Origin of the sequence: Streptomyces prunicolor (genome assembly GCF_045162825.1) — a bacterium.
Lineage (GTDB): Bacteria > Actinomycetota > Actinomycetes > Streptomycetales > Streptomycetaceae > Streptomyces > Streptomyces prunicolor.
The window spans coordinates 1,053,802-1,076,338 of the sequence record NZ_CP108676.1 but is presented as its reverse complement, the minus strand read 5'-3'; the positions used below and the strand labels follow the sequence as shown (position 1 = coordinate 1,076,338).

Here is a 22,537-nt window from a genome sequence, read left to right as displayed (position 1 = left end):
TTGTGGACGAGTTGCGCAGGAACGATGCGGCTGCGGTCCTGCTCAGTGCCCTGCGCTGCCGTCCGGACCGCGCTGTCGGCGCCGAGGTCGACCGCCGTACACTCCCCGAGTGACCGTCACCGCAACTTCCGTGGACGAGTCGGACCAGCTGGAGCCACAGGCCGCGCCCGCATCGCGCCTCGCCCGCCTCGTCCGTCTGGTCCCGGCCGCCGTAGCCGCGCTCTCCGGAGTGCTGCTCTACGTCAGTTTTCCGCCGCGCACCCTGTGGTGGCTGGCGCTGCCAGCGTTCGCCTGTTTCGGGTGGGTGCTGCGCGGCCGCAGCTGGAAGGCGGGCCTCGGGCTGGGCTATCTCTTCGGCCTCGGGTTCCTGCTGCCGCTGCTCGTGTGGACCGGCGTGGAGGTCGGCCCCGGGCCCTGGATCGCCCTGGTGGTGGTCGAGGCGATCTTCGTCGCGCTGGTCGGCGCGGCCATCACCGCGGTGTCGAAACTGCCCGCCTGGCCGCTGTGGGCGGCAGCGCTGTGGATCGCCGGCGAGGCGGTACGCGCGCGTGTGCCCTTCCACGGCTTCCCCTGGGGCAAGATCGCGTTCGGTCAGGCGGACGGCGTCTTCCTGCCGCTCGCCGCGGTGGGCGGTACCCCGGTCCTCGGTTTCGCGGTCGTCCTGTGCGGCTTCGGCCTGTACGAGATCGTGCGGCTGGCCCTGGAGAGCCGCAGTACGCGTGTCGTACGGCGGTCCGCCGCGGCCGTGGCGCTGCTGAGCGTGGCCGTACCGGTGGTGGGCGCGGTGGCCGCGCGGTCCCTGGTCAGCGACAAGGCCGAGGACGGCACCACGACGGTCGCGGTCATCCAGGGCAACGTCCCGCGCGCGGGGCTGGAGTTCAACGCCCAGCGGCGTGCCGTGCTCGACTACCACGTCAAGGAGACCCTGCGGCTGGCCGCGAAGGTCAAGGCGGGCAAGGTCGCGAAGCCCGATGTCGTCCTGTGGCCGGAGAACTCCTCCGACGTCGATCCCTTCGCCGATGCCCAGGCGTACGCCGACATCGACGCGGCGACCAAGGCGATCGGCGCTCCCATCTCGGTCGGCGGCGTCGTCGAACGGGGCGGAAAGCTCTACAACGAGCAGATCCTCTGGGACCCGGTGAAGGGCCCGACCGACACCTACGACAAGCGGCAGATCCAGCCGTTCGGCGAGTACCTCCCGATGCGCTCGCTGCTCGGGGCGATCAACAAGAACTGGACCAGCATGGTCCGCCAGGACTTCAGCCGGGGCACCAAGCCGGGCGTGTTCACCATGAACGGCGCCAAGATCGGCCTGGTCACCTGCTACGAGGCCGCCTTCGACTGGGCCGTGCGCTCCGAGGTCACCGACGGCGCCCAGCTGATCTCCGTGCCCAGCAACAACGCGACCTTCGACCGCAGCGAGATGACCTACCAGCAGCTCGCCATGTCCCGGGTCCGCGCGGTCGAGCACAGCCGGACCGTCACCGTCCCGGTGACCAGCGGCGTCAGCGCGATCATCATGCCGGACGGCAAGATCACCCAGAAGACCGGCATGTTCGTGGCCGACTCCCTGGTCCAGAAGGTGCCGCTGCGCTCCTCGGAGACCCCGGCCACCAAGCTCGGCATCTTCCCCGAGATGGCTTTGGTGCTCATCGCCGCGGCCGGCCTCGGCTGGGCGGTCGCCGCCGGTGTGCGCGGGCGGCGCGCGGGCGACGTGTAGCCGTACGCCTGCTGTACGCCCGCCGTGCGCACGGCAGTTCGTGGAGTGGCCATGGATCGTCCCGTTAGGGTCGGAGCATGGCTACTCCTGATTTCATCCGTACGATCCGTGCCTCCGCGGGGCATCAACTGCTCTGGCTTCCCGGGGTCAGCGCCGTTGTCTTCGACGACGCGGGTCGCATCCTGCTGGGCAAGCGGGCGGACAACCACGAGTGGGCGTTGCCCTCCGGCATTCCCGAGCCCGGTGAGCAGCCCGCGGTCTGCGCGGTGCGCGAGGTGTTCGAGGAGACGGCCGTCGAGTGCGTCGCGGAACGGGTCGTCATGGTGAAGGCCGGGGGACCGATCAGCTATCCCAACGGTGATGCCTGCCAGTTCATGGACATCACGCTGCAGTGCCGGGCGGTGGGCGGCGAAGCGGCCGTGAACGACGACGAGTCGCTGGAGGTCGGCTGGTTCGAGCTGGATGCGTTGCCCGAGCTCAGTGATCACCAGTTGTTCCGGATCAAGCAGACCCTGGCTGATGCACCCACATGGTTTGACACCACGAGTTCCGACTGAAGTATGTGCTTGGCCCATATGTGGCGAGGCGGGGGCGCTGTCTAGGCTCGCCACATGACCGTGCCCAGCGCTCTCCCGGGACCCCACGCCGCTTCTCTCCTCGACCTGGGCGGCCGGACCGCCCTCGTCACCGGTGCCGCCGGCGGTATCGGCCGTGCCTGCACGTTGCGGCTGGCGGCCGCCGGGGCCAAGGTCAGAGCGGTCGACCTGGACGCCCCGGGACTGGCGGTGCTCGCCGAGCAGGCGCAGGGCCTCGCGGGCACCGTCGAGCCGCAGGTGCTCGACCTCACCGACCTGGACGCAGCAGAGCAGGCCGCCGCCGGCACGGACGTCCTGGTCAACAACGCCGGGCTGCAACTGGTCCGCCCCATCGAGGAGTTCCCGCCCGACGTCTTCCACACGGTGCTCACCGTGATGCTGGAGGCGCCCTTCCGGCTCATCCGCGGCGCCCTGCCCCACATGTACGGGCAGGGCTGGGGCCGGATCGTCAATGTGTCCTCCGTCCATGGGCTGCGCGCCTCCGCTTTCAAGTCCGCCTATGTGGCCGCCAAACACGGTCTGGAGGGACTCTCCAAGACCGCGGCCCTCGAAGGCGCACCCCATGGCGTCACGTCGAACTGTGTGAACCCCGCCTATGTGCGCACCCCCCTGGTCGAGCGCCAGCTCACCGACCAGGCGCAGGCGCACGGCATCCCCGAGGAACGTGTGCTGGCCGAGGTGCTCCTGCAGGACAGCGCGGTCAAACGGCTCATCGAACCGGAGGAGGTCGCCGAGGCCGTGGCCTATCTGTGCGGCCCGCACGCGTCCTTCGTCACCGGCACCTCGCTGGTGCTGGACGGCGGGTGGACCGCGCACTGAAGCACCCGGTGCGCAGGCGTTTTTCGAGTTATCCACAGGCCTGACCGGCCGGCCCGGCGATGGGGAATCCTGTGAGCATGTCGAGCGATCACGTGCAGTCCGCCGAGCGTTCCGCCACCGTCACCGGTGCCGCAGCGCAACAGAGCAGTGCCGAGGCGCCGTTCCTCGAACTGCTGGCCCGGGGCGCCTCCGCCGACGCCTACGAGCAGCCGGTGCTGCTCGCCCGCGCCGACGGAAGACCGGCCGAGGCGATCGCCGGGCTCGAACACGCCAAGGTGCTCGCGCTGCGCGTACGTGCGGAGCTGGAGGGACGCCGACGGCGCGAGGCCGAGCTGTCCGCGCTCTTCGAGACGGCCCACGACCTCGCAGGACTGCGCGACCTGGACGCCGTACTGCAGGCGATCGTCCAGCGTGCCCGGTCGCTGCTCGGCACCGACATCGCCTACCTCAGCCTCAACGACCCGGCCAGGGGCGACACTTACATGCGGGTGACCGAGGGGTCGGTCGCGGCCCGCTTCCAGCAGTTGCGGCTGGGCATGGGTGAGGGGCTCGGCGGACTCGTGGCCCAGACGGCACGGCCGTATGTCACCGACGACTACTTCAAGGACGACCGCTTCCAGCACACCCTCAGCATCGACTCCGGGGTACGGGACGAGGGGCTGGTGGCGATCCTCGGGGTGCCGCTGATGCTCGGGCACCGGGTGATCGGTGTCCTGTTCGCGGCGGACCGGCGGGCGCGGGTCTTCGAGCGGGAGCAGATCGCGCTGCTCGGCTCCTTCGCCGCGCTCGCCGCGGCCGCCATCGACACCGCGAACCTGCTCACCGAGACCCGCGCGGCCCTCGCGGGGCTGGAGCGTGCCAACGAGATCATCCAGGACCGCAGTGGAGTCATCGAGCGTGCGTCGGACATCCACGACCGGCTCGCCGAGCTCGTCCTGCGCGGCGGTGGAGTCCATGACGTCGCCGCCGCGGTCTCCCAAGTCCTCGACGGAGCAGTCGAGTTCACCGAGATCGACACCGCGCCCACGAAGGCTTTGGAAGCGTCCCGCGTCGAAGGGCACGCGGTGCGGCACCGGGACGACTGGATCGCCGCCGTGGCCGCAGGCGGCGAACTGCTCGGTGCGCTCGTGCTGCGCGGACACCCCGGCCTCGACCCCGTCGACCAGCGCACCCTGGAGCGCGCCGCCATGGTCACCTCCCTGCTGCTGCTCGCCCGACGGTCCGCCGCCGAGGCCGAACAGCGCGTGCGCGGCGAGCTGTTGGACGACCTGCTCGACGCCCGCGACCGCGACCCGCGCCTGCTGCGGGAGCGTGCGTCCAGGCTGGACGCCGACCTGGACACCACCCATGTCGTCCTCGCCGCCCGGCTCGACGGAACCGCAGCCGACGCCGACCAGGCGGCCGCCGCCCGCAGACGCCTGTGGTCCGCCGCCTCGCACCTCGCCGGTACCCGGCACGGACTGGCCGCCGCCCGCGACGGTGGCACGGTTCTGCTGCTGCCCCTGGACCCCGGCGACACCGCCACTGACCTGGCCCGGCGTACCGCCGCCCACCTGGGAGCGGCGGTCCATGAAGCGGTCACCGTCGGCGCCTCCGCCCCCGTTGAGAAACCCGCCGCCCGGCCCGATGCCGTGGTCGCCGCCTACGAGGAAGGGCGCCGCTGCCTCGACGCCCTGCGGCTGTTGGGCCGTAGCGGAGACGGTGCCGCCGCCGAGGACTTCGGCTTCCTCGGACTGCTGCTCGCCGGGGATCGGGACATCGGAGGCTTCGTCGAGCGGACCATCGGGCAACTCGTGCGGTACGACGAGCGGCGCGGTACGGATCTGCTGCGCACGCTGGACGCCTACTTCGCGTGTGCCATGAGCCCGGCCCGGACGAAGGACGACCTGCACGTCCACGTCAACACCGTCGCCCAACGGCTGGAGCGGGTGGGCCGGCTGCTCGGTGCGGACTGGCAGGAACCGGGGCGCGTTCTGGAGATTCAACTCGCCCTGAGACTGCGGCGGTTGGCGGGTTCGGTGCAGCCGTGACCCTCGTAGGCGCGGGGCGTACGAGGGCCGGTGCGGCGCATGGTGATCAGGCGGTGCGGGCGTCCGCGGCGTCCGTCGTACTCGCTGTGTCTGTCGCAGGAGTGGTCGCGGGCCGGTCGCCGGTGGTGGACTCGATCTCGGTCAGATCGCGGTGCCGGGTCTCCTTGGCCACTCCCACCGCGATCAGGGTCAGGACCACCGCCGCGATCACGTACAGGGCGATCGGCGTCGAGCTGTCGTAGTCGGCCAGCAGAGCGGTGGCGATCAGCGGGGCCGGGGCGCCCGCCGCGACCGAGGCGAACTGGGCGCCGATGGACGCGCCGGAGTAGCGCATCCGGGTCGCGAACATCTCGGAGAAGAAGGCGGCCTGGGGTGCGTACATCGCGCCGTGCAGGACCAGGCCGACGGTCACGGCGAGGACCAGGTTGCCGAAGTCGCCGGTGTCGATCAGCGAGAAGAACGGGAACATCCACAGCCCGATGCCGACCGCACCCAGCAGATACACGGGTCGGCGTCCGATCCGGTCCGACAGCGCGCCCCAGGCCGGGATGACGGCGAAGTGCACGGCGGAGGCGATGAGTACGGAGTTCAGCGCCGTCTGCCGGGAGACGCCGGCCGAGGTGGTCGCGTAGACGAGGATGAAGGCGGTGATCACGTAGTAGCTGATGTTCTCCGCCATGCGGGCGCCCATCGCGACGAGGATGTCGCGCCAGTGGTGGCGCAGTACGGAGACGAGCGGGAGTTGCTCGGGGGCGGTGCTGCGGGACGTTGTCCGGGCGGCGGCTTTGCGGGCCTCCGCCTGGGCCAACGCCTCCTGGAAGACAGGGGATTCATCGACAGACAGACGAATCCGCAAACCGACGGCGACCAGGACGCCGGAGAGCAGGAACGGGATGCGCCAGCCCCAGCTGCCGAAGGCATCGTCCGACAGGACGGCGGTGAGCAGGGACAGCACTCCCGTCGCGAGCAACTGCCCTGCGGGCGCGCCTGTTTGGGGCCACGACGCCCAGAAGCCGCGGCGGCGTGCGTCCCCGTGCTCCGAGACGAGCAGGACGGCTCCGCCCCACTCGCCGCCGAGGGCGAAGCCCTGCACCAGGCGCAGCGCGGTGAGCAGGACCGGCGCCGCCGCTCCCACGGTCGCGTGGGTCGGCAGCAGCCCGATCGCGAAGGTGGCCCCGCCCATCAGCAGCAGGCTCAGCACCAGCAGCTTCTTGCGGCCGAGCCGGTCGCCGTAGTGCCCGAAGACGAGGGCGCCGAGCGGGCGGGCCGCGAAACCCACGGCGTAGGTCAGGAAGGAGAGCAGGGTGCCGACGAGCGGGTCGGAGTCCGGGAAGAACAGCTTGTTGAAGACGAGTGCGGCCGCGGAGCCGTAGAGGAAGAAGTCGTACCACTCGATGGTGGTGCCGATGAGGCTGGCGGCGACGATTCGTTTGAGGTTGGCGGGGGGTGGGGGAGCGGTGGGTGCTGAGGCCATGTGCGCCACTTCCTTGTGTGCCGTGGGGACGGGTACGTGATGGCACACGGTAGGAAGGGGCACGTCAGCGGCACATGTGGTGGGACACCATAGTTCTGGGCGGTGAAGTGCGTGCGGCGACTATGAGTTGAGGGTGTCAGGGCAGGATCGAGTCGATGTATCCGCCGTCGACGCGCAGGGCTCCGCCGGTGGTGGCCGAGGCCTGGTCGGAGCTGAGGTAGACCACCATGTGGGCGATCTCCTCGGGCTCGATCAGCCGTTGCAGGAGGGACTGCGGCCGGTGCTTGCGCATGAACTCGCGCTGGGCCTCGTCCCAGGGCAGGTCGCGGTCGACGAGTTCGTAGACGAAGTCCTCGACGCCGCCGGTGTGGGTCGGGCCGGCGATGACCGAGTTGACCGTCACCCCCGTGCCCGCCGCCTGCTTCGCGAAGCCGCGGCCGACGGCGAGGAGCGCGGTCTTGGACATGCCGTAATGGATCATCTCGGCCGGGATGACGACCGCCGAGTCGCTGGCGATGTTCAGGATCCGTCCCCAGCCGCGCTCCGTCATGCCCGGCAGGTACAGGCGGGTCAGTCGTACGGCGGCCAGCACGTTCACCTCGAAATAGCGGCGCCACTCCTCGTCGCTGATCTCCAACGGGTCGGCGGAGCCGAAGATGCCCAGGTTGTTGACCAGGATGTCCACCTCCGGCAGCGCCTCCAGAACGCGCTGCGCGCCCTCCTCGTTCGCCACGTCGGCGGCCACCGGAGCGAAGTCCCCGTCGGGTACCTCCGTCGCCAGCCGCGCCACCCCCTCCGCGACCCGCTGTTCGTTCCGGCCGTTCACCCCCACACGGGCGCCGGAGCGCGCCAGTCCGGCGGCGATCGCCGCGCCGATGCCCTGCGTCGAGCCCGTCACCAGGGCGGTGCGTCCCGTCAGATCGATCTGCATGTCGAACCAGTCCCCTTGTGCGTCTGTCCGTTCTGCCTGTCGGTACGTCTGCCGTCAGCCTGGCGGCAGGGCGTTCGGCCCGCCACTTCGGCCGACACCCGCGCCCCTACGAGCCCCCGGATGTGGAGCCCCTAGATGTGCATGTCGACGACCACCCAGGAAGCGTGGTGCATCCAGTGGGCGATGGCGGCCAGGTGCGCGGGGTGGTTGAAATACCGCTGGAAGGCGGCGGTGTCGTCGAAGAGGCTGTTCAGGGCGAAGTCGTAGGAGGCGGGCGTCTCGTCGAAGACATGCCACCCGACCTCCCACTGCCGGATCTCCGGGATCTCCCGGTCGAGGTTCTTCACGAGCTCGAATCCCTCCGTCACCGCGGGAGAAACGCGCGTGAGACCGTCATTGAGCTTGAAGAGGACGATGTTCCGGATCATTTCCGCTCCTGGTGCCCCGTCGAAGGCGGTGAACGTAGACGGCTACGGGGCGTCCGACTACTTGGTTCACGACGCTTGGTGCACGACACAGGGGTGCCGACTGGTTCACGACACAGGGACGTCGACCGGTTCACGGCAAAGGACGTCGGACAGGTCACTCGCGACGCGCCGACGGGCCCTGCGGGGCTTTCGGCCGGCCACGGCAGGATGGCGGTCATGCGCTTTCGACTGCTCGGCCGCCTGGAGCTGGAGACCGCCAACGGCGCGGTCGTCCCTCCCGGCGCCGTGTCCCGGGCGATCGTGGGACGGCTGTTGCTCGCCCACGGGGCGGTCGTGCAGCGCGACACCCTCGTCGAAGAGCTGTGGGAGGACCGCGGGACCAAGAACCCGGTCGGCGCGCTCCAGGTCCAGATGGCCAAGCTGCGTACCGCCTTCGCGGCGCGGGGCGAGGAGGCCCGTCTGCTGTTCGGCCACGGCGGCTATCGGATCGTCCTGGGACCCGAGGACGAGGTCGATGTGCCCGCCTTCGAGACCGCGGTCCGGGCAGGCCGTGACCATTTGGCGGCGGCGGAGTACGAGAAGGCCGAGAGCGAGGTGCGGCTGGGACTGTCGATGTGGCGTGGCCGCGCCCTGGATGGCCTGGAGGGACGGGGCTTCGACACCGAGCGGACCCGCCTCGAGGATCTGCGGCTGGGTGCTCTGGAGGACGCCGCCACCGCCGGCCTCGAACTCGGTCGGGCGAAGGAGCTGATCCCCGAGCTGCAGGCCCTGCTGACCCTCGCACCGCTCCGCGAGCGGGCCCGGGCCCGTCTCATGCTCGCGCTCTACCGGTGCGGGCGGTTCGCCGAAGCCCTGGAGGTCTACGACTCGGGCCGCCGGCTCCTGAAGACCGAGCTCGGCGCCGCTCCCTCACAGGAACTGCGCTCCTTGCACGCCGCGATACTCCGCCATGATCCGTCCCTTCAGGGGCACGATCTGTCTCTGCGAGCGCACGATTCGTTCCTCCAGGGGCACGATCTGTCTCTACGAGGGCACGGTCCGTCTCTCCAAGGACACGACCTGTCCCGGCAAGGGCACGGTCCGTCTCTCCAGGGGCACAGCCCGTCTCTCGAAGGGGCGGCCTCCCTGTCCGACCGGCCGGCTTCGCCGCGTACGGAGGTCCGGTCGGCTTCGCCGCATACGGAGGTCCGGCCGGCATCCGGCGAAGGCAATCTGAACGGATCGCTCGGCCCGTTCGTCGGCAGGCGCAAGGAGCTGAACGCGCTGTGCGAGGTCGTCGACCGCGAGCGGCTGGTGACCGTACTGGGACCCGGAGGTGTCGGCAAGACCCGCCTGGCACTGGAAGTGTGCGCGCTGGTCCAGCCGTCCCGAGGCAACGTCTGGTGGGTCGATCTGGCCCCGGCCGACGACGCGAACGTCCTCGCGGTGGTCGCCTCCGCGCTCGGCCTGTCCGACACCTCCGTCCGGCCGGACCAGCCGCCGCACGACTATGTGCACCGGCTCGCCTCGTTCCTGGCCGGACGGTCGGCCGTCCTCACGCTCGACAACTGCGAGCACCTGCTCGACGCCGTAGCCCCACTCGTGGCGACGCTCCTGGGCCGGTGTCCCGGACTGACCGTCCTGACCACCAGCAGAGCACCGCTGGAGGTCGCGGCCGAGGTGCTCTACCCCCTGGCGCCGATGCCGGACGAGGAGGCCGCGGACCTGTTCGGTACCCGCGCCGCCATGATCGACCCGTCCTTCGCCCCGGACGAGGTCGCGCTGCACGACATCCGTCGCCTCTGCCGCAGGCTCGACGGGCTGCCGCTGGCGGTGGAACTCGCCGCCGCGCACATCCGGCTCCTGACCGTGCGCGAGATCGAGGCCCGCCTCGACAACCGCTTCACCCTGCTGATCAAGGGGGAGCGCACCGCGCCGGCCAGACACCGCACCTTGCGCGCCGTCCTCGACTGGAGCTACGCCCTCCTCGACACCACAGAACAGAGGCTGCTGACGGAACTGGCCCTCTACGTAGGCGGCTGCTCGCTCGGACTCGTGGAAGCGGTCGCTCCGATGCCCGGGGCGGACAGTGCCGAACTGCTCCATGTGCTGGGGCAGTTGGTCGACAAGTCCTTCCTCGTCCCGGTCTCCACACCCGACGGGAACCGACTGCGGATGCTGGAGACGGTCCGCGAGTACGCGCTCACCCGACTCCGGGAGGAGGGCCGGGCGCCGGAAGCCGAGGAGCGCCTCATGACGTGGGCCGCGGGCTTCGTCCGTGACGGCAGTGCGGGGATCTCCTCCCGTGACCAGCGGGAGTGGGCCGGGCGGCTCACCGAGGAGGCCGCCAACATCAGGGCGGCATCGGACCTGATGACGGCCAGGTCCAGGTCGGCCGAGGCGCTGTTGCTGGAGGCGCGGCTGGGCTACTTCTGGTTCATCAGCGGTCGCGAGGAAGAGGGGATCGATCGGCTCCAGCGCAGTCTGCAGGCGTACGACGCGACGGCGGGACAGCGCATCGGGGAGCCCACCGAGGAGGACGAGTGGGCGCTGTTCCACACGATCGCCTGGCTCACCTGGCTCCACCACGTGGGCGGACACCACACGGAAGCCAGTTCCTATGTGGAGAGACACAAGGCGGCGTGGCAGCACGCGAAGAACCCCGACCTCGCCGTCCTGGGCCTCTGCTACGAGGCACTGCACGCGATGCTCAACGGGCACGACGACGTGGAGGAACGCTTCGCCATCGCGGAGGCCGCCGTGGTGGGCACGGAATTCCACTGGGACCGGGCGGTCCTGCAGACGAACTGGTCGACCTACTGCCTGCAACACGGGGATATCGAGGGGGCTCGGCACCACGGTCTGATCGCCGTGGCGGCGTCCCGCGCGGCCGACGACGACTTCGCCCGGGTCTTCTCCCTCACGCTCTGCGGCGACGCGGACGAGAGTGACGGCCTCCGCGCCCGGGCCCGCGAGCAGTGGGCCGAAGCGGCCCGGATCCTGCGTGCCGTCGGGGCGCGCACCCGCTGGGCGTATGTGCTGCTCAGGCTGGTCTGCCTGGACATCACCGAGGGCGAGTTCGCCCCGGCCGAGCAGCGGCTCCTGGACGTCAGCCGGCTCGCCGACGAACTGAGCGCGGACGATCTCCGGGCGGCCGTGGCCAACCTGCGTGGAGTGCTGGCGGTCCGGGGCGGTCGCTTCGTGGACGCGGAGCGCCTCTTCCTCGGTGTCTGGTGCTGTCCGGCGGCGCCGCCCGACCGCAGGGCGGTCGCGGCCGTCGGCCTGGCGGTCCTCGCGATGTTCGGTCCGCCGAGTCCCACCGCCCGGGACGACGTGCGGGCCTGGATCGACCGGGGGCGCCAGACGCACGCCGGACTGCTGGAACCGCTCGCCCGGCACGCGGTGGGTCTGCTGCTGGACCGGCTGGACACCTACCACCGGGCCCACGGGCCTGGCTCGAACGGCCCCGGTGGGCCGGACCACGCGTGCGACTGGCTCTCCGACGCCCCCTCCGTGCTCGCTGCCTTCAGCTGAGCGATCCCGACCTCGATCCCGACCCTGACCCCGACTCCGCCTCCGACCTCGATCCCGACCAAGCCCCGGCCCTCGACCACGGCCGGCGGCAGACCGTACGCGGACAGTGAACCTCTTAGGCGTGCGCGCCGTAGCAGCGACCAGACGGCGCCTGGTCCGCCGGGATGCCTCCGTCGCCGTGTCGTGTTGTGCCGCGTCGCGTCGCGTCGCGGAATGGTGTCCCTCGCTCGCCCAAGTGACCGTCGGCCAGGGCCAGTTCTCCGACGAAAGGCACAGCACCATGACCGAGTACCAGGGGCGGATCGTTCTCGGAGAGGACACCGTCACCGAGCTGGCCGGCCGGATCGGGGGATCCGTGTTCGCCCCGGACGACGCGGGCTACGTGGGGGCGATCGCGGGGTTCAACCTGCGTTCGCAGCAGCGGCCTTGTCTGGTTGTCGCGGCGGCCACGGCCGCGGATGTGCGGGCCGCGGTCGGTTTCGCCGCCGCGCACGACATACCCGTCGGGGTCATGGCCACCGGCCACCAGCCGTTCCCCGCCGAGGACGACTTCCTGCTCGTCACGACAGGTGCGATGCGCACGGTCGAGATCGACGCCGAGCGTGCCGTGGCCCGGGTGGGCGCGGGCGCGCTCTGGGCGGACGTGGTGGAGCCCGCCCAGGCGGCGGGCCTGGCCCCGCTGAACGGGTCCAGCCCGCAGGTGGGAGTCGTGGGCTTCACCCTCGGCGGCGGCCTCAGCCCGTTCCTGGGCCGGTCCTACGGCTGGGCCGCCGACCACGTCGTAGCGATCGAGGTCGTCACGCCGGACGGTGAACTGCGGCGCGTCTCCGCCGAGTTGGAACCGGAGTTGTTCTGGGGCCTGCGCGGCGGACGCAGCAACTTCGGAATCGTGACCGAGCTGGAGATCGGGCTCTTCCCCGTGACCTCCTTCTACGGCGGCGGGATCCACTTCCCCGCGGAGGACGTCGAGGCCGTACTCCGCGCCTTCCCGGAGGTGGTCCGCGAGGCGCCCGACTCCTTCACCTGCTCCGTGGCGCTGCTCAACTTCCCGCCGGTCCCGCAGATCCCCGAACCGCTGCGCGGCCGCTTCCTCGCCCACGTCCGGGTGACCCACCTCGGCTCCGACGAGGAGGCCGAGAAGCTCATCGCGCCCTTCCGGGCCATCGGCGCGGGGGTTGTCGACACGATCGGTCGCCATCCCTACGGCGCGTACGCCCTCGTGCACACCGATCCGGCGGATCCTTTCTCGTACGAGGAACAGGGCGCCCTGCTGGCCGAGTTGCCCGCCCAGGCCGTCGAATCCCTTGTGGAGAGCGCCCAGTTGGCCGCCGGTGGCCTGGTCACGGTGCTGGAGATCAGGCACCTCGGCGGGGCGCTGGCCGAGCGGCCGGCCGGGGCGAGCCCCGTCGCCGCCCGGGATGCCGTGTTCAACGTGTGGGGAGCGACCGTCGGGCCGCCGGAGGTCGTCGAGGCCGGTATGGCGATGCTGGGCGGGATGGTCGAGCGTATGAGCCCCTGGTCCACGGGGCTCGCGTACACGAACTTCGCCGGTCGTGACGACCGGGCCGAGAACGTGTTCACCGCCGCCGACCTGAAGCGGCTGCGTGTCCTGAAGAGGCGCTACGACCCGCGCAACCTGTTCCGCGTCAACAACCACAACGTCGCTCCGGAACAGCGGTGACCTGCGGTGAACTGCGAGCAGGAGATGCCCGAACTGGCCGCTTATGCCGTGGCGGCCCTCGATCCCACGGACACGGTGCGCGTCGGCAGCCATGTACGGGAGTGTCCGGCCTGCGCGGCGGACGTGGACGGGCTGCGCACCACTCTCGCCGCCGTCCGGACACTGCCCGTCGAGGAGCTGCTGGGCGACTGGTCCGGCGAACTCCCCGAACTGCGGGAAGCGGCGGTCCGCGCCGCCTTGGCGGAGATCCCGGGGGCGGCCGGCTCCTGAGGGGAACCGGAACGCCGGCTCCCGTCTGTGCGAGATGTACGCGTAGCCGGTAGCCGGTAGTCGTGCCCTTTCCCGCACCTTTCCCCCGACTGTCCTCGCCCACGTGGGCCGGGCAAGCGGACATCAAGCCGCCGGCAAGAGGTCCCCCTGAAGGTTGCTCCGTTCAGCTTTCAACGAATTGGTGCGCCGTGGATCGCCCACGGCGCGCTGGGGGAACGTGGCAATGAGGCACAGCACAGCAATCCGGGGCTCACAACGGGACCGGACCGGCGGAACCCGTGACACGGCGCGCGACGAGGCGTTCGTCCGCGCCGTCTACGACAAACACGGTGTGTTCCTGCTGAGGATGACCACCGGACTGCTCCGGGGCGACAGCCACCAGGCCCAGGACCTGGTCCAGGAGGCCGTCCTACGGGCCTGGCAGAACGCCGACATCCTCGATCCCGAGGCCGAGGGCATACGGCCGTGGCTCGTCACGGTCATCCGCAACCTCGTCATCGACGGCTACCGCGCCCGCAAGGCCCGACCCCCGGAGACGGTCGACACCGCGCTGAACGACCTGCCCGGTCCGGAGTCCACGGAATCGGCCCTCACCAAGAAGGTCGTGCGCGAGGCCTTGGCCGACCTGACGCTGCAGCATCGCGAGATCCTCGTCCACGTCGAGTTCCTGGACCAGTCCGTGGCCCGCACGGCGCAGGCGCTGGGCATACCTCCGGGCACGGTCAAGTCCCGTACCCACCTTGCCCTCAGGGCCCTCCGAACCGCGCTGGCCGAGCGGGGGTACACCCCGTGAGCGCGCCCTTCGGGAGAGGGTTTCGCTGAGCCGGGTCCTGTGTCATGTCTGTGCGGCCGAGGTTCCGTCACCGTCGCGGCGAACGGTCAGCCGCGCGCTGTCCGTGGCGGGCACCGGTCGAGAGGGGCAACGCCGAAAGAGCTGACTGCCAGGGCCAGTTCGGCGTCGTACTGATCGGCGTCGAAACAGAACGCGGGGAGCCGTACCTGGTCCGTAGGCACCTGCCAGTCGGACCACTCCACGACCCCGCCGTTGCGCCGCACGAACACGGACAGCCGGCCACAGCAGCCGCCCGTGCACTCGGGCTCGCCGAGCACTGCGCGGCGCCCCTCGCCGATCGCCCAGAGGGCACCGTGACCGTCGGTGGGCAGCGCCTGCGCCACGAACGGGCCGCGGCCGCCCTCTCCAACCGCCTCCGCCACCACTTCCTCGCCGTCGATCCGCAACCGCAACTGGGCAGCCCAACGGGGGCCCGGTGGCAACACGTTGACCTCAAGCCGATTGAACACCGGAACATCCTAAGGTCAGTCGCTGCGGGCAACTGGTCGGTTGTTGCGCAGGGATGACCGGCGGCCGTGCCGCCCACCGCTCACGCGGTTCGACGGACGGCGTGAGGAATCACCGAGCCCCCCGCTGCACAGCGGGCTCACGTCGCGTCGCCCGTCGGCGTGCCGCGTCTATCGCGCTTCGCTCCTCCGGGGTGAGGAGATCCATGAGCCTCTCGTTGTTGACCCAATCGTTGAGAAGCGCATGAGAACCCCCCAGACTCAGGGAGTACGCCCACATACTTCGTCCCCGCGTCGTTCCATTCCATTCGTTTGCCCAGCTGAGCAGATGGCCTATGCGCTGTTCCGTCGTGAACCTCGTGAATTGCATGCCCGTCACCTTTCGATGGCTACGAGAAGGCCTCGCCTTCTCCGCCCTGTAAACGGGGCGGAGAAGAAGGAGGTTCACAGCGGGCTCAGAATCCGCTGAGCGTCACCTTGCCGATGGTGCTGCCGGACTCCAGGATGCGGTGCGCCTCACGGAGGTTCGCGGCGTTGATCGTGCCGAGGTCCTGGGTGGCCGTGGTCCGCAAGGCGCCCTCGTCCACGAGCGAGGCGACCCGGTCGAGGACGTGGTGCTGCGCCACCTGGCCCGGGGTGCGGAACAGCGAGTGCGTGAACATGAGTTCCCAGTGGAAGGAGATGCTCTTCGCCTTCAGCAGGCCGATCTCCACGGGACCGAAGTCGTCGATGGCGACCAGTCCTCCGAACGGCTTGAGCATCTCGGCGTACGCGGCGAGGTTCCGGTCCGTGCCGGCGGTGCCGAAGATGTGGTCGAGCCCACCGGGCGCCACCTCGGCCACCTGGGCCGGCAGCGGACGATGGTGGTCGACCACATGTGTCACGCCCATACGTCGGGCGAACTCGACGGTCTCCGGGCGGGAGGCGGTGCCGATCACGGTCAGGCCGGTGAGGGCCCGTGCCAGCTGAGCCACCATGGCCCCGACACCGCCGGCCGCCGCGGTCACCAGCAGGGTGCCGGTCTCCTCCGCAGCGCCCTCGCGCAGGCCGAGGCGTGCGAACAGGCCCTCCCACGCGGTGAGGGAGGTCAGCGGCAGCGCCGCCGCCTCGGCGAAGGAGAGCGTGCGGGGCTTGTGGCCGACGATGCGCTCGTCGACGGTGTGGAAGCGGGAGTTGGTGCCCGGCCGATCGATCGCGCCGGCGTAGAAGACCTCGTCGCCGACCTCGAACAGCTCCACCAGCTCACCGACCGCGACGACCGTGCCGGCGGCGTCCCAGCCGAGCACCTTGGGCTCGCCGCCCGGGTCGTTGCTCTGCCGGACCTTGTAGTCCACGGGGTTGACCGCGACGGCCTCCACCTGGACCAGCAGATCGTGCGGACCCGGCTCGGGCACGGGCAGTTCGACGTCCACCAGGCTCTCGGCGTCGTCGATCGGCAGGCTCTTGAGATAGGCGACGGCGGGCATCGTCGTCGACTTCCAGGTCTCGCTCATCATGGATCTCCTCGACTCGTGCGGTGGGCCGACGAGGATCGGCGGCCACGACGCGCACGGTACCTATCGGGAGGTAGTAACCATCAAGGGAGTCTACTTCCCAAAGGAAACTATTGAGGTGGGCGACCGTAGGGACTTAGGAACCAGTGAGGCGGGGCGGCTGTGACGAGTCCCGGAAAGTGTGGGGCACGGAGTCAGGCGGCTTCCGGGAACCGGTCTATGTTCTGCTCCACCCAGCTGCGCAGATGGGAGAGCGGGGCGCAGGCGTCCTTGCCGAGCGGGGTCAGGCTGTACTCGACCCGGGGCGGGACCTCCGCGTAGATCTCCCGGTCGACCAGGCCGTAGTCCTCCAGGCGGCGCAGTGTCTGGGTGAGGACCTTGGGGCTCACGCCCTGCAGTCGGCCGCGGAGGGCTCCGAAGCGCTGTGGCCCGTCCTCCAGGGCGCCCAGGGCGAGAGCGCTCCACTTGTTGGCGAGCAGGTCCAGCATGTCGCGGCAGGGACATGCGGCGGAGTAGACGCTCTTGGGGTCGTCGCAGAGGCCCGATGTCTTCGTCATGCGGCAACAGTACCCAACGGGTACCAGTGCCCCTTGCGGGTAACCGGCGTCCGCCGCGTACGGTCATCGACATACTCGGAACCCCGGTTTCGGGCATCGGAACCGCTGTTGAAGGCTGACACATGAACGACGACGCCCTGGATCTGCGACTGCTCGGCCGCCTGGAGCTGGCCGACGGGAGCGGTGCCGTCGCTCTTCCGGGCGCCGTCTCCCGCGCGATCGTCGGCCGGCTGCTGCTGGCCGGGGGAGCGGTCGTCCACCGTGACACCCTCATCGACGAGCTGTGGGAGGACCGCGAGGCGAAGGACCCGGTCAACGCCCTCCAGGTCCAGGTGACGAAACTGCGCGCGGCACTCGCGACCCGGGACCAGGACGGGCGGCTGCGGTCGCAGCACGGGGGATACCGCTTCGTCCTGGAACCGGAGGACCAGCTCGACACGGTCCGTTTCGAGGCGACGGTCCGCGAGGGCCGCGACCACCTGGCGGCGGGGGCGTACCGGCAGGCGGAAGACGTCCTGCGGCAGGGACTCGCGCTGTGGCGGGGCCGCGCACTGGACGGTCTCAAGGGCCGGGTCTTCGACGCCGAACGGCTGCGCCTGGAGGAACTGCGCCTGAGCGCACAGGAGGACGCGGGCGCCGCGGGTCTCGAGCTCGGCCGCGCGGCGGAACTGGTCCCCGAACTGACGGCACTCGTTGCCGCCGCACCGCTGCGGGAGAGGTCCCGGGCCCGCCTGATGCTCGCCCTGCACCGCTGCGGGCGCCAGGCCGAGGCGCTGGACGTGTACGAATCGGGCCGCCGACTCCTGAGCTCCGAACTGGGCGCCGACCCTTCCCCCGAACTGCGCTCCCTGCACGACGCGATACGGGCCCGTGACCCTCGCCCCGGTGCGCCGGCGCCGGCAGGCGATCCGCGTCGAGGAACGGCGACCGCGGACTCCGTACGACTGTCCTCGACTCGCCCCAACTCCCTTCCGACGCCCGGCGACGGCGGTCCGGACCACCCCCTCGGCCCGTTCGTCGGCCGCGCCGAGGAGCTCGACGGGTTGCGCGCGGCCCTCGACCGCGAGCGGCTGGTGACCGTCGTAGGACCCGGTGGTGTCGGCAAGACCCGCCTGGCGCTTGAGGCTTGTGTGCCGGCGCAGTCCTCGTACGACGGTGTGTGGTGGGTCGATCTGGCCTCGGCCGACGCGGCGGGTGTCCTCGCCGCGATCGCCGGAGCCCTGGGCCTGTCGGACGCCTCGGTGCGGCCGGACCAGCCGCCGCACGACTATGTGCACCGGCTCACCTCGTTCCTCGCCGGACGGCGGGCGGTCCTCGTGCTCGACAACTGTGAGCACCTGCTCGACACGGTCGCCCCGCTCGTGGCGGTCCTGCTCGGCCGGTGCCCCGCGCTGGCCGTCCTGGCGACCAGCCGAGCGCCGCTCGCCGTCGCGGGTGAGACGCTGTACCCCCTGGCGCCGATGCCCGACGGCGAAGCCGCCGAACTGTTCAGCGCCCGCGCCGTCATGATCGACCCGGACTTCACCGCGGACGAGCCGGCGCTGCACGACATCCGCTCGCTGTGCCGCAGGCTGGACGGACTGCCCCTCGCGGTCGAACTCGCCGCCGCGCACGTACGGTTGCTGCCGGTGCGCGAGATCGAACTCCGCCTCGACAACCGCTTCGCCCTGCTGGCCAAGGGGAAGCGGACCGCTCCCGCCCGGCACCGCACCCTGCGCGCCGTCCTCGACTGGAGCTACGCACTCCTGGACACCACCGAGCAGCGGGTGTTGACGGAACTCGCCCTGTATGTCGGCGGCTGTTCCGTCGAGTTCGCGGAGACGGCGATCCTCCCTCCCGAGGCGGACTGCCCCGGGGTGGACCGCCACGAGATCCTGCAAGTGCTGGCCCAACTGGTCGACAAATCCCTCCTGTTCACCGTCTCGACGCCCGACGGAAGCCGGCTGCGGATGCTGGAGACGGTCCGCGAGTACGCGCTGGACCGGCTCCGGACCGAAGGCAGGGCCGCCGAGGCGGAGGAACGCTTCATGGCCTGGGCGTTGCGTTTCGTGCACGAGTGCACCGACGTCAACACACCTGGCGAACAGGGGGAGTTGATCAGGCGGCACACGGCGGAATCCGCCAACATCAGGGCCGCCTCGGATCTGATGATGGCCCGGTCGAGAACAGCTCGGGCCCTGTCCCTGGAAGCGCGGCGGGGCAGCTACTGGATCATCAGCGGTCGTGAGGAAGAAGGCATCGACCGCCTCCAACGCGCCTTGCTCTCCTACGACGCGGGGGACGGGAAAGAGCCCACCGAAGACGACGAGCGGGCACTCTTCTACGCCCTCGCATGGCTCGTCTGGCTCAACCACGTCGTCGGCCGGTACGCGGAGGGCGGCCACTTCATCGACCGGTTCAAGACGGCCTGGCGCCAGGCGAAGAACCCTCAACTCGCCGTCCTGGGGCCCTGTTACGAGCCGCTCCACGCCATGCTGACCGGGCGGGACGATGTAGCGGAACTCTTCGTACGGGCCGAACAGGGCGTCGCGGGCACCGAGTTCCACTGGGACCGGGCGATCCTCCTGACCAACTGGACGACGTACTGCCTCCAGATCGGCGACATCGACGGCGCCCGCGGCCACGGCCGGGCCGCCGCCGCGGCGGCACGCGCCTCCGGCGACGACTTCGCCAGGGCGTGCACCCTCACGCTCTGGGGCGACGCGGAGGAGAGCGCCGGCCTCCGCGACCACGCCCGCGCGCACTGGACCGAGGCGGCGCGCATCCTGCGTTCCATCGGCGCGCGCGGTCAGTACGCGTACGCCGCGCTCAGGATCGTGTGCCTGGACATGGCGCGGGGAGCGGTCGAGGCGGCCGAGAACCGGCTCTCGGAGCTGATCCGGCTCGCGGACGACCTGAGCGCGGACGACCTCCGGGCAGCGGCCGCCATCCTGCGCGGAACACTGGCGTTCTACGGCGGTCGCTTCTCGGACGCGCGGACGATCTTCGCCGGCGTCTGGGACAGCCCTACGGCGCCGCTCGACCGCAGGGCCATGTCCGCGGTCGGCCTGGTGGCGGTGGCGACGTTCGGCCCACCGACCCCGTCGGCGTCCGACGACGCGCGGATGTGGATGGACCGCGCGGGCCAGGCCCTCGACCGGGTGCGTGAGCCGCTGGCCCGCCGCGCGGTGGGCGCCCTGCTGGACAAGCTGGACGCCTACTTCAAGTCCGGTCCGAGCGGCGCGATCGGGGCGGACCATGTGCAGGCATGGCTCTCCGACAACCCTTCCCTGCTTGCGGGTTTCACCGGAGTGCTGAACGGTCCGGGCCGGCATCGTTGACCAGTAGCACAGTGGGCCGGAGTCCTCTTTCCGCCTCCGTGTAATTCCCTTTTACCGGGATCTTCCGACCGTGGCAGATGCGATTCCCAATAATTCGGCGGCCAGGACCAGCCTCCGCATTACCGGGACGCTTTGGATCCCGATTACCGATCCCGATTACCGATCCCGATTACCGATCCCGGCAACCGACCCGGGCAACGAGTGAACCGGGTCCCGGAGCGGCTCGTAGACCGCAATGCGAGGAGCCCTCCGAGGAGTCCGGCGAAGGGCTCCTCCGAGGGCGGTCCGTCCCCGCACGCCTTGCCCAGGCTCCGTGATTCGTTCGTTTCCCAAGGAATGACATGTCAACCAGTTCCGCAGACCAGACCCTGGCCGTCCGGGTTGTCGACAGCATGGAGCGGATGAGCGGGAGGCATCCCGGATACCGCAGGTCCAGCGCCCGGGGCGCCGGATTCCGGGGCACCTTCACGCCCACCGGAGCCGCGGCCGCCCTGACCACGGCGGCGCATCTCCAGACGCGCCCGGTGCCGGTCACCGTACGGTTCTCGAACTCCGAGGGAAATCCGCACACGCCCGACACCGCCCCGGTCACCCGCGGCATGGCCACCCGCTTCCACCTGCACGACGGCAGCGACACCGACCTCGTCGCCCTCACCGTCCCCCGGTTCGTCGCCTCGACGCCCAAGGAGTTCCTGGAGCTGACCGAGGCCCTGCGCCCCGACCCCGTGACCCGCCGGCCCGACCTGGCCCGGGTGCACGCGTTCATCGGTGCCCATCCCCACCTGGCCGAAGCCGTCGCGCAGCAGCCGCCCATCCCCGTCAGCTATGCCTCCGCCGCCTACTGGGCCATCCATGCCTTCATCTGGGTCGACGCGGCCGGTGTCCGGCGGCCCGTGCGGTACCGCTGGGAACCGGAGGCCGGACGCGCCGCCCTGACCGCCGCCGAGGCGGCCACCCGTACCGCCCACTACCTGACCGACGAACTGCACCGGCGCCTGGAACACGAATCCGTGGCGTTCGACCTGCGCATCCAACGCGCCGAACCCGACGACCCCACCCACGACCCCAGCACCGTCTGGCCCGACCACCGCAGGGAGTTCACCGCAGGCCGCCTGGAGATCACCGCACCCGCCGACGACCAGGACCCCTGGAACACCCAGGCCTTCAACCCCACCCGCGTCACACCCGGCATCCAGCTCTCCGACGACCCTGTCCTCGCCTTCCGGGCCCACGCCTACGCCGAGTCCCACCTCCGGCGCAGTCACAACCAGTAGGGCTCCGCCTCGCGTTGGACGGGCAACGGCTGGAAAGTACCCCGCGCCCATGAGTGAACCTCCTTGGTGCGTACGCCGTTTGTCGTTTAGCGAGCACAACGCCCCCGCACCTGGCAGCTGTTGTCGGAGCGACTCGATGAACGACTTGATGAACGGGTCGACGAGTGACTCGAAGCGCGCTTCAGGGGCCCGATGAATGGATGGACTTGAACAAGCAGACCAAGAGATCTTCCGGCCGGCGAGGCCTGCTGCGAGGCGCCACGGTGGCGTGTTGCGCGATGGCCCTGTCCGCCGCGGGAGCGACGGCGGCGAGCGCCTCGACACCCACCGCGCGCACCACGCACACCGTGAACTACGTCGCGCTGGGCGACTCCTACGCCTCCGGACCCGGCATACCGACCCAGGTCGACGCCACCTGCGCGCGATCCGACCAGAACTACCCGTCCCTCCTCGCGGCGGCGAGGAACTGGCAGGTGACCGACGTCAGTTGCTCGGGCGCCACGACGACGGCCCTGGCCGGACCGCAGGGCACGCAAGCGCCGCAGCTCGACGCACTCGGCGCGGACACGGACGTGGTCACCCTCACCATCGGAGGCAACGACCTCGGCTTCTCCACCAACCTGGCCACCTGCGCCGGACTGACGTCCAAGGACCCGACGGGCAGTCCCTGCCAGACCTTCTTCACGAGCGACGGCACCGACCGGCTGGCACAGCGCGTCGACGACATCGCCCCCAGGATCGCCGCCGCGCTGGACGCCGTCCGGGAGCGGGCCCCGCACGCCAAGGTCCTGATGGTCGGCTATCCCGACCTGTTCCCGGACGACGGCGTCGGCTGCACCAGCTCCGCCGTACCGCTCGCCGCCGGTGACTTCGCCTATCTCCGGGACACCGAGAAGAAGCTCAACGCGATGATCGCGGCCCAGGCGTCGGCGCACGGCGCGGGGTACGTCGACACCTACACCCCGACGGTGGGACACGACATGTGCAAGCCCGTCGGCGAGCGCTGGATCGAACCCCTGGTCGCGACGGCCCCGGCCGCACCCGCACACCCCAACGCCCAGGGTCAGCAGGCCATGGCAGCCGCAGTGGAGGACGCCCTCCACTGCGGCGCGTACCGCCGCTGATCCGACGT

Annotated in this window: 17 protein-coding genes; 11 read left to right on the top strand and 6 right to left on the bottom strand. The window is 70.5% G+C overall.

The features are described 5' to 3' along the window. The first annotated feature begins 109 nt into the window (after positions 1–109). From lnt to OG588_RS04880, 4 genes are all read left to right on the top strand, one after another. Positions 110–1,720, top strand: coding sequence for an apolipoprotein N-acyltransferase (gene lnt / locus OG588_RS04895; protein WP_405946179.1), 1,611 nt, complete (start codon positions 110–112; stop codon positions 1,718–1,720). Positions 1,721–1,797: 77 nt separating this feature from the next. Next, entirely contained in the window at positions 1,798–2,277 is a 480-nt protein-coding gene (locus tag OG588_RS04890) for an NUDIX domain-containing protein (protein WP_200682306.1), read from the top strand. 54 nt (positions 2,278–2,331) lie between these two features. Further along, positions 2,332–3,135: a 3-hydroxybutyrate dehydrogenase gene (locus OG588_RS04885; RefSeq protein ID WP_405946178.1), complete on the top strand. Its 804-nt coding sequence runs from the start codon at positions 2,332–2,334 to the stop codon at positions 3,133–3,135. Between the two features lie 77 nt (positions 3,136–3,212). Next, positions 3,213–5,165, top strand: a complete 1,953-nt coding sequence (locus OG588_RS04880; protein WP_405946177.1) for a helix-turn-helix domain-containing protein — start codon at positions 3,213–3,215, stop codon at positions 5,163–5,165. Positions 5,166–5,211: 46 nt separating this feature from the next. Here the strand turns inward: OG588_RS04880 and OG588_RS04875 are convergent, their stop codons facing one another. From OG588_RS04875 to OG588_RS04865, 3 genes are all read right to left on the bottom strand, one after another. Next, positions 5,212–6,639, bottom strand: coding sequence for an MFS transporter (locus tag OG588_RS04875; RefSeq protein ID WP_405946176.1), 1,428 nt, complete (start codon positions 6,637–6,639; stop codon positions 5,212–5,214). A gap of 136 nt (positions 6,640–6,775) precedes the next feature. Next, entirely contained in the window at positions 6,776–7,570 is a 795-nt protein-coding gene (locus OG588_RS04870) for an SDR family NAD(P)-dependent oxidoreductase (protein ID WP_405946175.1), read from the bottom strand. 131 nt (positions 7,571–7,701) lie between these two features. Next, entirely contained in the window at positions 7,702–7,998 is a 297-nt protein-coding gene (locus tag OG588_RS04865) for a Dabb family protein (protein WP_405946174.1), read from the bottom strand. A gap of 216 nt (positions 7,999–8,214) precedes the next feature. On the opposite strand from OG588_RS04865, the gene OG588_RS04860 reads away from it, so the two are divergent. The 4 genes from OG588_RS04860 (at position 8,215) to OG588_RS04845 (ending at position 14,255) form a co-directional block, all read left to right on the top strand. Beyond that, positions 8,215–11,511 carry an AfsR/SARP family transcriptional regulator gene (locus OG588_RS04860; RefSeq protein WP_405946173.1) on the top strand — a complete coding sequence of 1,099 codons (3,297 nt, stop codon included), beginning with the start codon at positions 8,215–8,217 and terminating at the stop codon, positions 11,509–11,511. A gap of 121 nt (positions 11,512–11,632) precedes the next feature. Further along, a complete protein-coding gene (locus OG588_RS04855; protein ID WP_405946172.1) occupies positions 11,633–13,192 on the top strand; it encodes an FAD-binding oxidoreductase in 1,560 nt (519 codons plus the stop codon). A 6-nt stretch (positions 13,193–13,198) separates the two neighbouring features. Continuing rightward, the gene (locus OG588_RS04850) at positions 13,199–13,462 is read left to right on the top strand and encodes an anti-sigma factor family protein (protein WP_405946171.1); all 264 of its coding nucleotides are present in this window, start codon (positions 13,199–13,201) and stop codon (positions 13,460–13,462) included. A gap of 223 nt (positions 13,463–13,685) precedes the next feature. Further along, the gene (locus tag OG588_RS04845) at positions 13,686–14,255 is read left to right on the top strand and encodes a sigma-70 family RNA polymerase sigma factor (protein ID WP_405946170.1); all 570 of its coding nucleotides are present in this window, start codon (positions 13,686–13,688) and stop codon (positions 14,253–14,255) included. An 86-nt stretch (positions 14,256–14,341) separates the two neighbouring features. Here OG588_RS04845 and OG588_RS04840 read toward each other — a convergent pair whose 3' ends face one another. The 3 genes from OG588_RS04840 to OG588_RS04830 all read right to left on the bottom strand — a co-directional run bounded on the left by OG588_RS04840 (position 14,342) and on the right by OG588_RS04830 (position 16,811). Then, positions 14,342–14,764: a hypothetical protein gene (locus OG588_RS04840; protein ID WP_405946169.1), complete on the bottom strand. Its 423-nt coding sequence runs from the start codon at positions 14,762–14,764 to the stop codon at positions 14,342–14,344. A gap of 452 nt (positions 14,765–15,216) precedes the next feature. Continuing rightward, entirely contained in the window at positions 15,217–16,254 is a 1,038-nt protein-coding gene (locus OG588_RS04835; protein WP_405953051.1) for a zinc-binding alcohol dehydrogenase family protein, read from the bottom strand. A gap of 194 nt (positions 16,255–16,448) precedes the next feature. Next, positions 16,449–16,811 (bottom strand): winged helix-turn-helix transcriptional regulator, encoded by a 363-nt coding sequence (locus OG588_RS04830; RefSeq protein WP_405946168.1) that lies wholly within the window; start codon positions 16,809–16,811, stop codon positions 16,449–16,451. Positions 16,812–16,933: 122 nt separating this feature from the next. Here OG588_RS04830 and OG588_RS04825 point away from each other — a divergent pair, with 122 nt between their 5' ends. From OG588_RS04825 to OG588_RS04815, 3 genes are all read left to right on the top strand, one after another. Then, entirely contained in the window at positions 16,934–20,131 is a 3,198-nt protein-coding gene (locus OG588_RS04825; RefSeq protein ID WP_405946167.1) for an AfsR/SARP family transcriptional regulator, read from the top strand. A gap of 341 nt (positions 20,132–20,472) precedes the next feature. Beyond that, complete coding sequence (locus OG588_RS04820; RefSeq protein ID WP_405946166.1) at positions 20,473–21,405, top strand: catalase family peroxidase; 933 nt, start codon at positions 20,473–20,475, stop codon at positions 21,403–21,405. A 200-nt stretch (positions 21,406–21,605) separates the two neighbouring features. Continuing rightward, positions 21,606–22,529, top strand: coding sequence for an SGNH/GDSL hydrolase family protein (locus OG588_RS04815; protein ID WP_405946165.1), 924 nt, complete (start codon positions 21,606–21,608; stop codon positions 22,527–22,529). The last annotated feature ends 8 nt before the right edge of the window (positions 22,530–22,537 follow it).

Coding starts and splice junctions, on each gene's coding strand:
- OG588_RS04860 (WP_405946173.1), top strand. CDS start 8,215: ATGCGCTTTCGACTGCTCGGCCGCCTGGAGCTGGAGACCGCCAACGGC.
- OG588_RS04845 (WP_405946170.1), top strand. CDS start 13,686: ATGAGGCACAGCACAGCAATCCGGGGCTCACAACGGGACCGGACCGGC.
- OG588_RS04865 (WP_405946174.1), bottom strand. CDS start 7,998: ATGATCCGGAACATCGTCCTCTTCAAGCTCAATGACGGTCTCACGCGC.
- OG588_RS04890 (WP_200682306.1), top strand. CDS start 1,798: ATGGCTACTCCTGATTTCATCCGTACGATCCGTGCCTCCGCGGGGCAT.
- OG588_RS04825 (WP_405946167.1), top strand. CDS start 16,934: ATGAACGACGACGCCCTGGATCTGCGACTGCTCGGCCGCCTGGAGCTG.
- OG588_RS04875 (WP_405946176.1), bottom strand. CDS start 6,639: ATGGCCTCAGCACCCACCGCTCCCCCACCCCCCGCCAACCTCAAACGA.
- OG588_RS04820 (WP_405946166.1), top strand. CDS start 20,473: ATGTCAACCAGTTCCGCAGACCAGACCCTGGCCGTCCGGGTTGTCGAC.
- OG588_RS04830 (WP_405946168.1), bottom strand. CDS start 16,811: ATGACGAAGACATCGGGCCTCTGCGACGACCCCAAGAGCGTCTACTCC.
- OG588_RS04880 (WP_405946177.1), top strand. CDS start 3,213: ATGTCGAGCGATCACGTGCAGTCCGCCGAGCGTTCCGCCACCGTCACC.
- OG588_RS04815 (WP_405946165.1), top strand. CDS start 21,606: ATGGACTTGAACAAGCAGACCAAGAGATCTTCCGGCCGGCGAGGCCTG.
- OG588_RS04870 (WP_405946175.1), bottom strand. CDS start 7,570: ATGCAGATCGATCTGACGGGACGCACCGCCCTGGTGACGGGCTCGACG.
- OG588_RS04835 (WP_405953051.1), bottom strand. CDS start 16,254: ATGAGCGAGACCTGGAAGTCGACGACGATGCCCGCCGTCGCCTATCTC.
- OG588_RS04885 (WP_405946178.1), top strand. CDS start 2,332: ATGACCGTGCCCAGCGCTCTCCCGGGACCCCACGCCGCTTCTCTCCTC.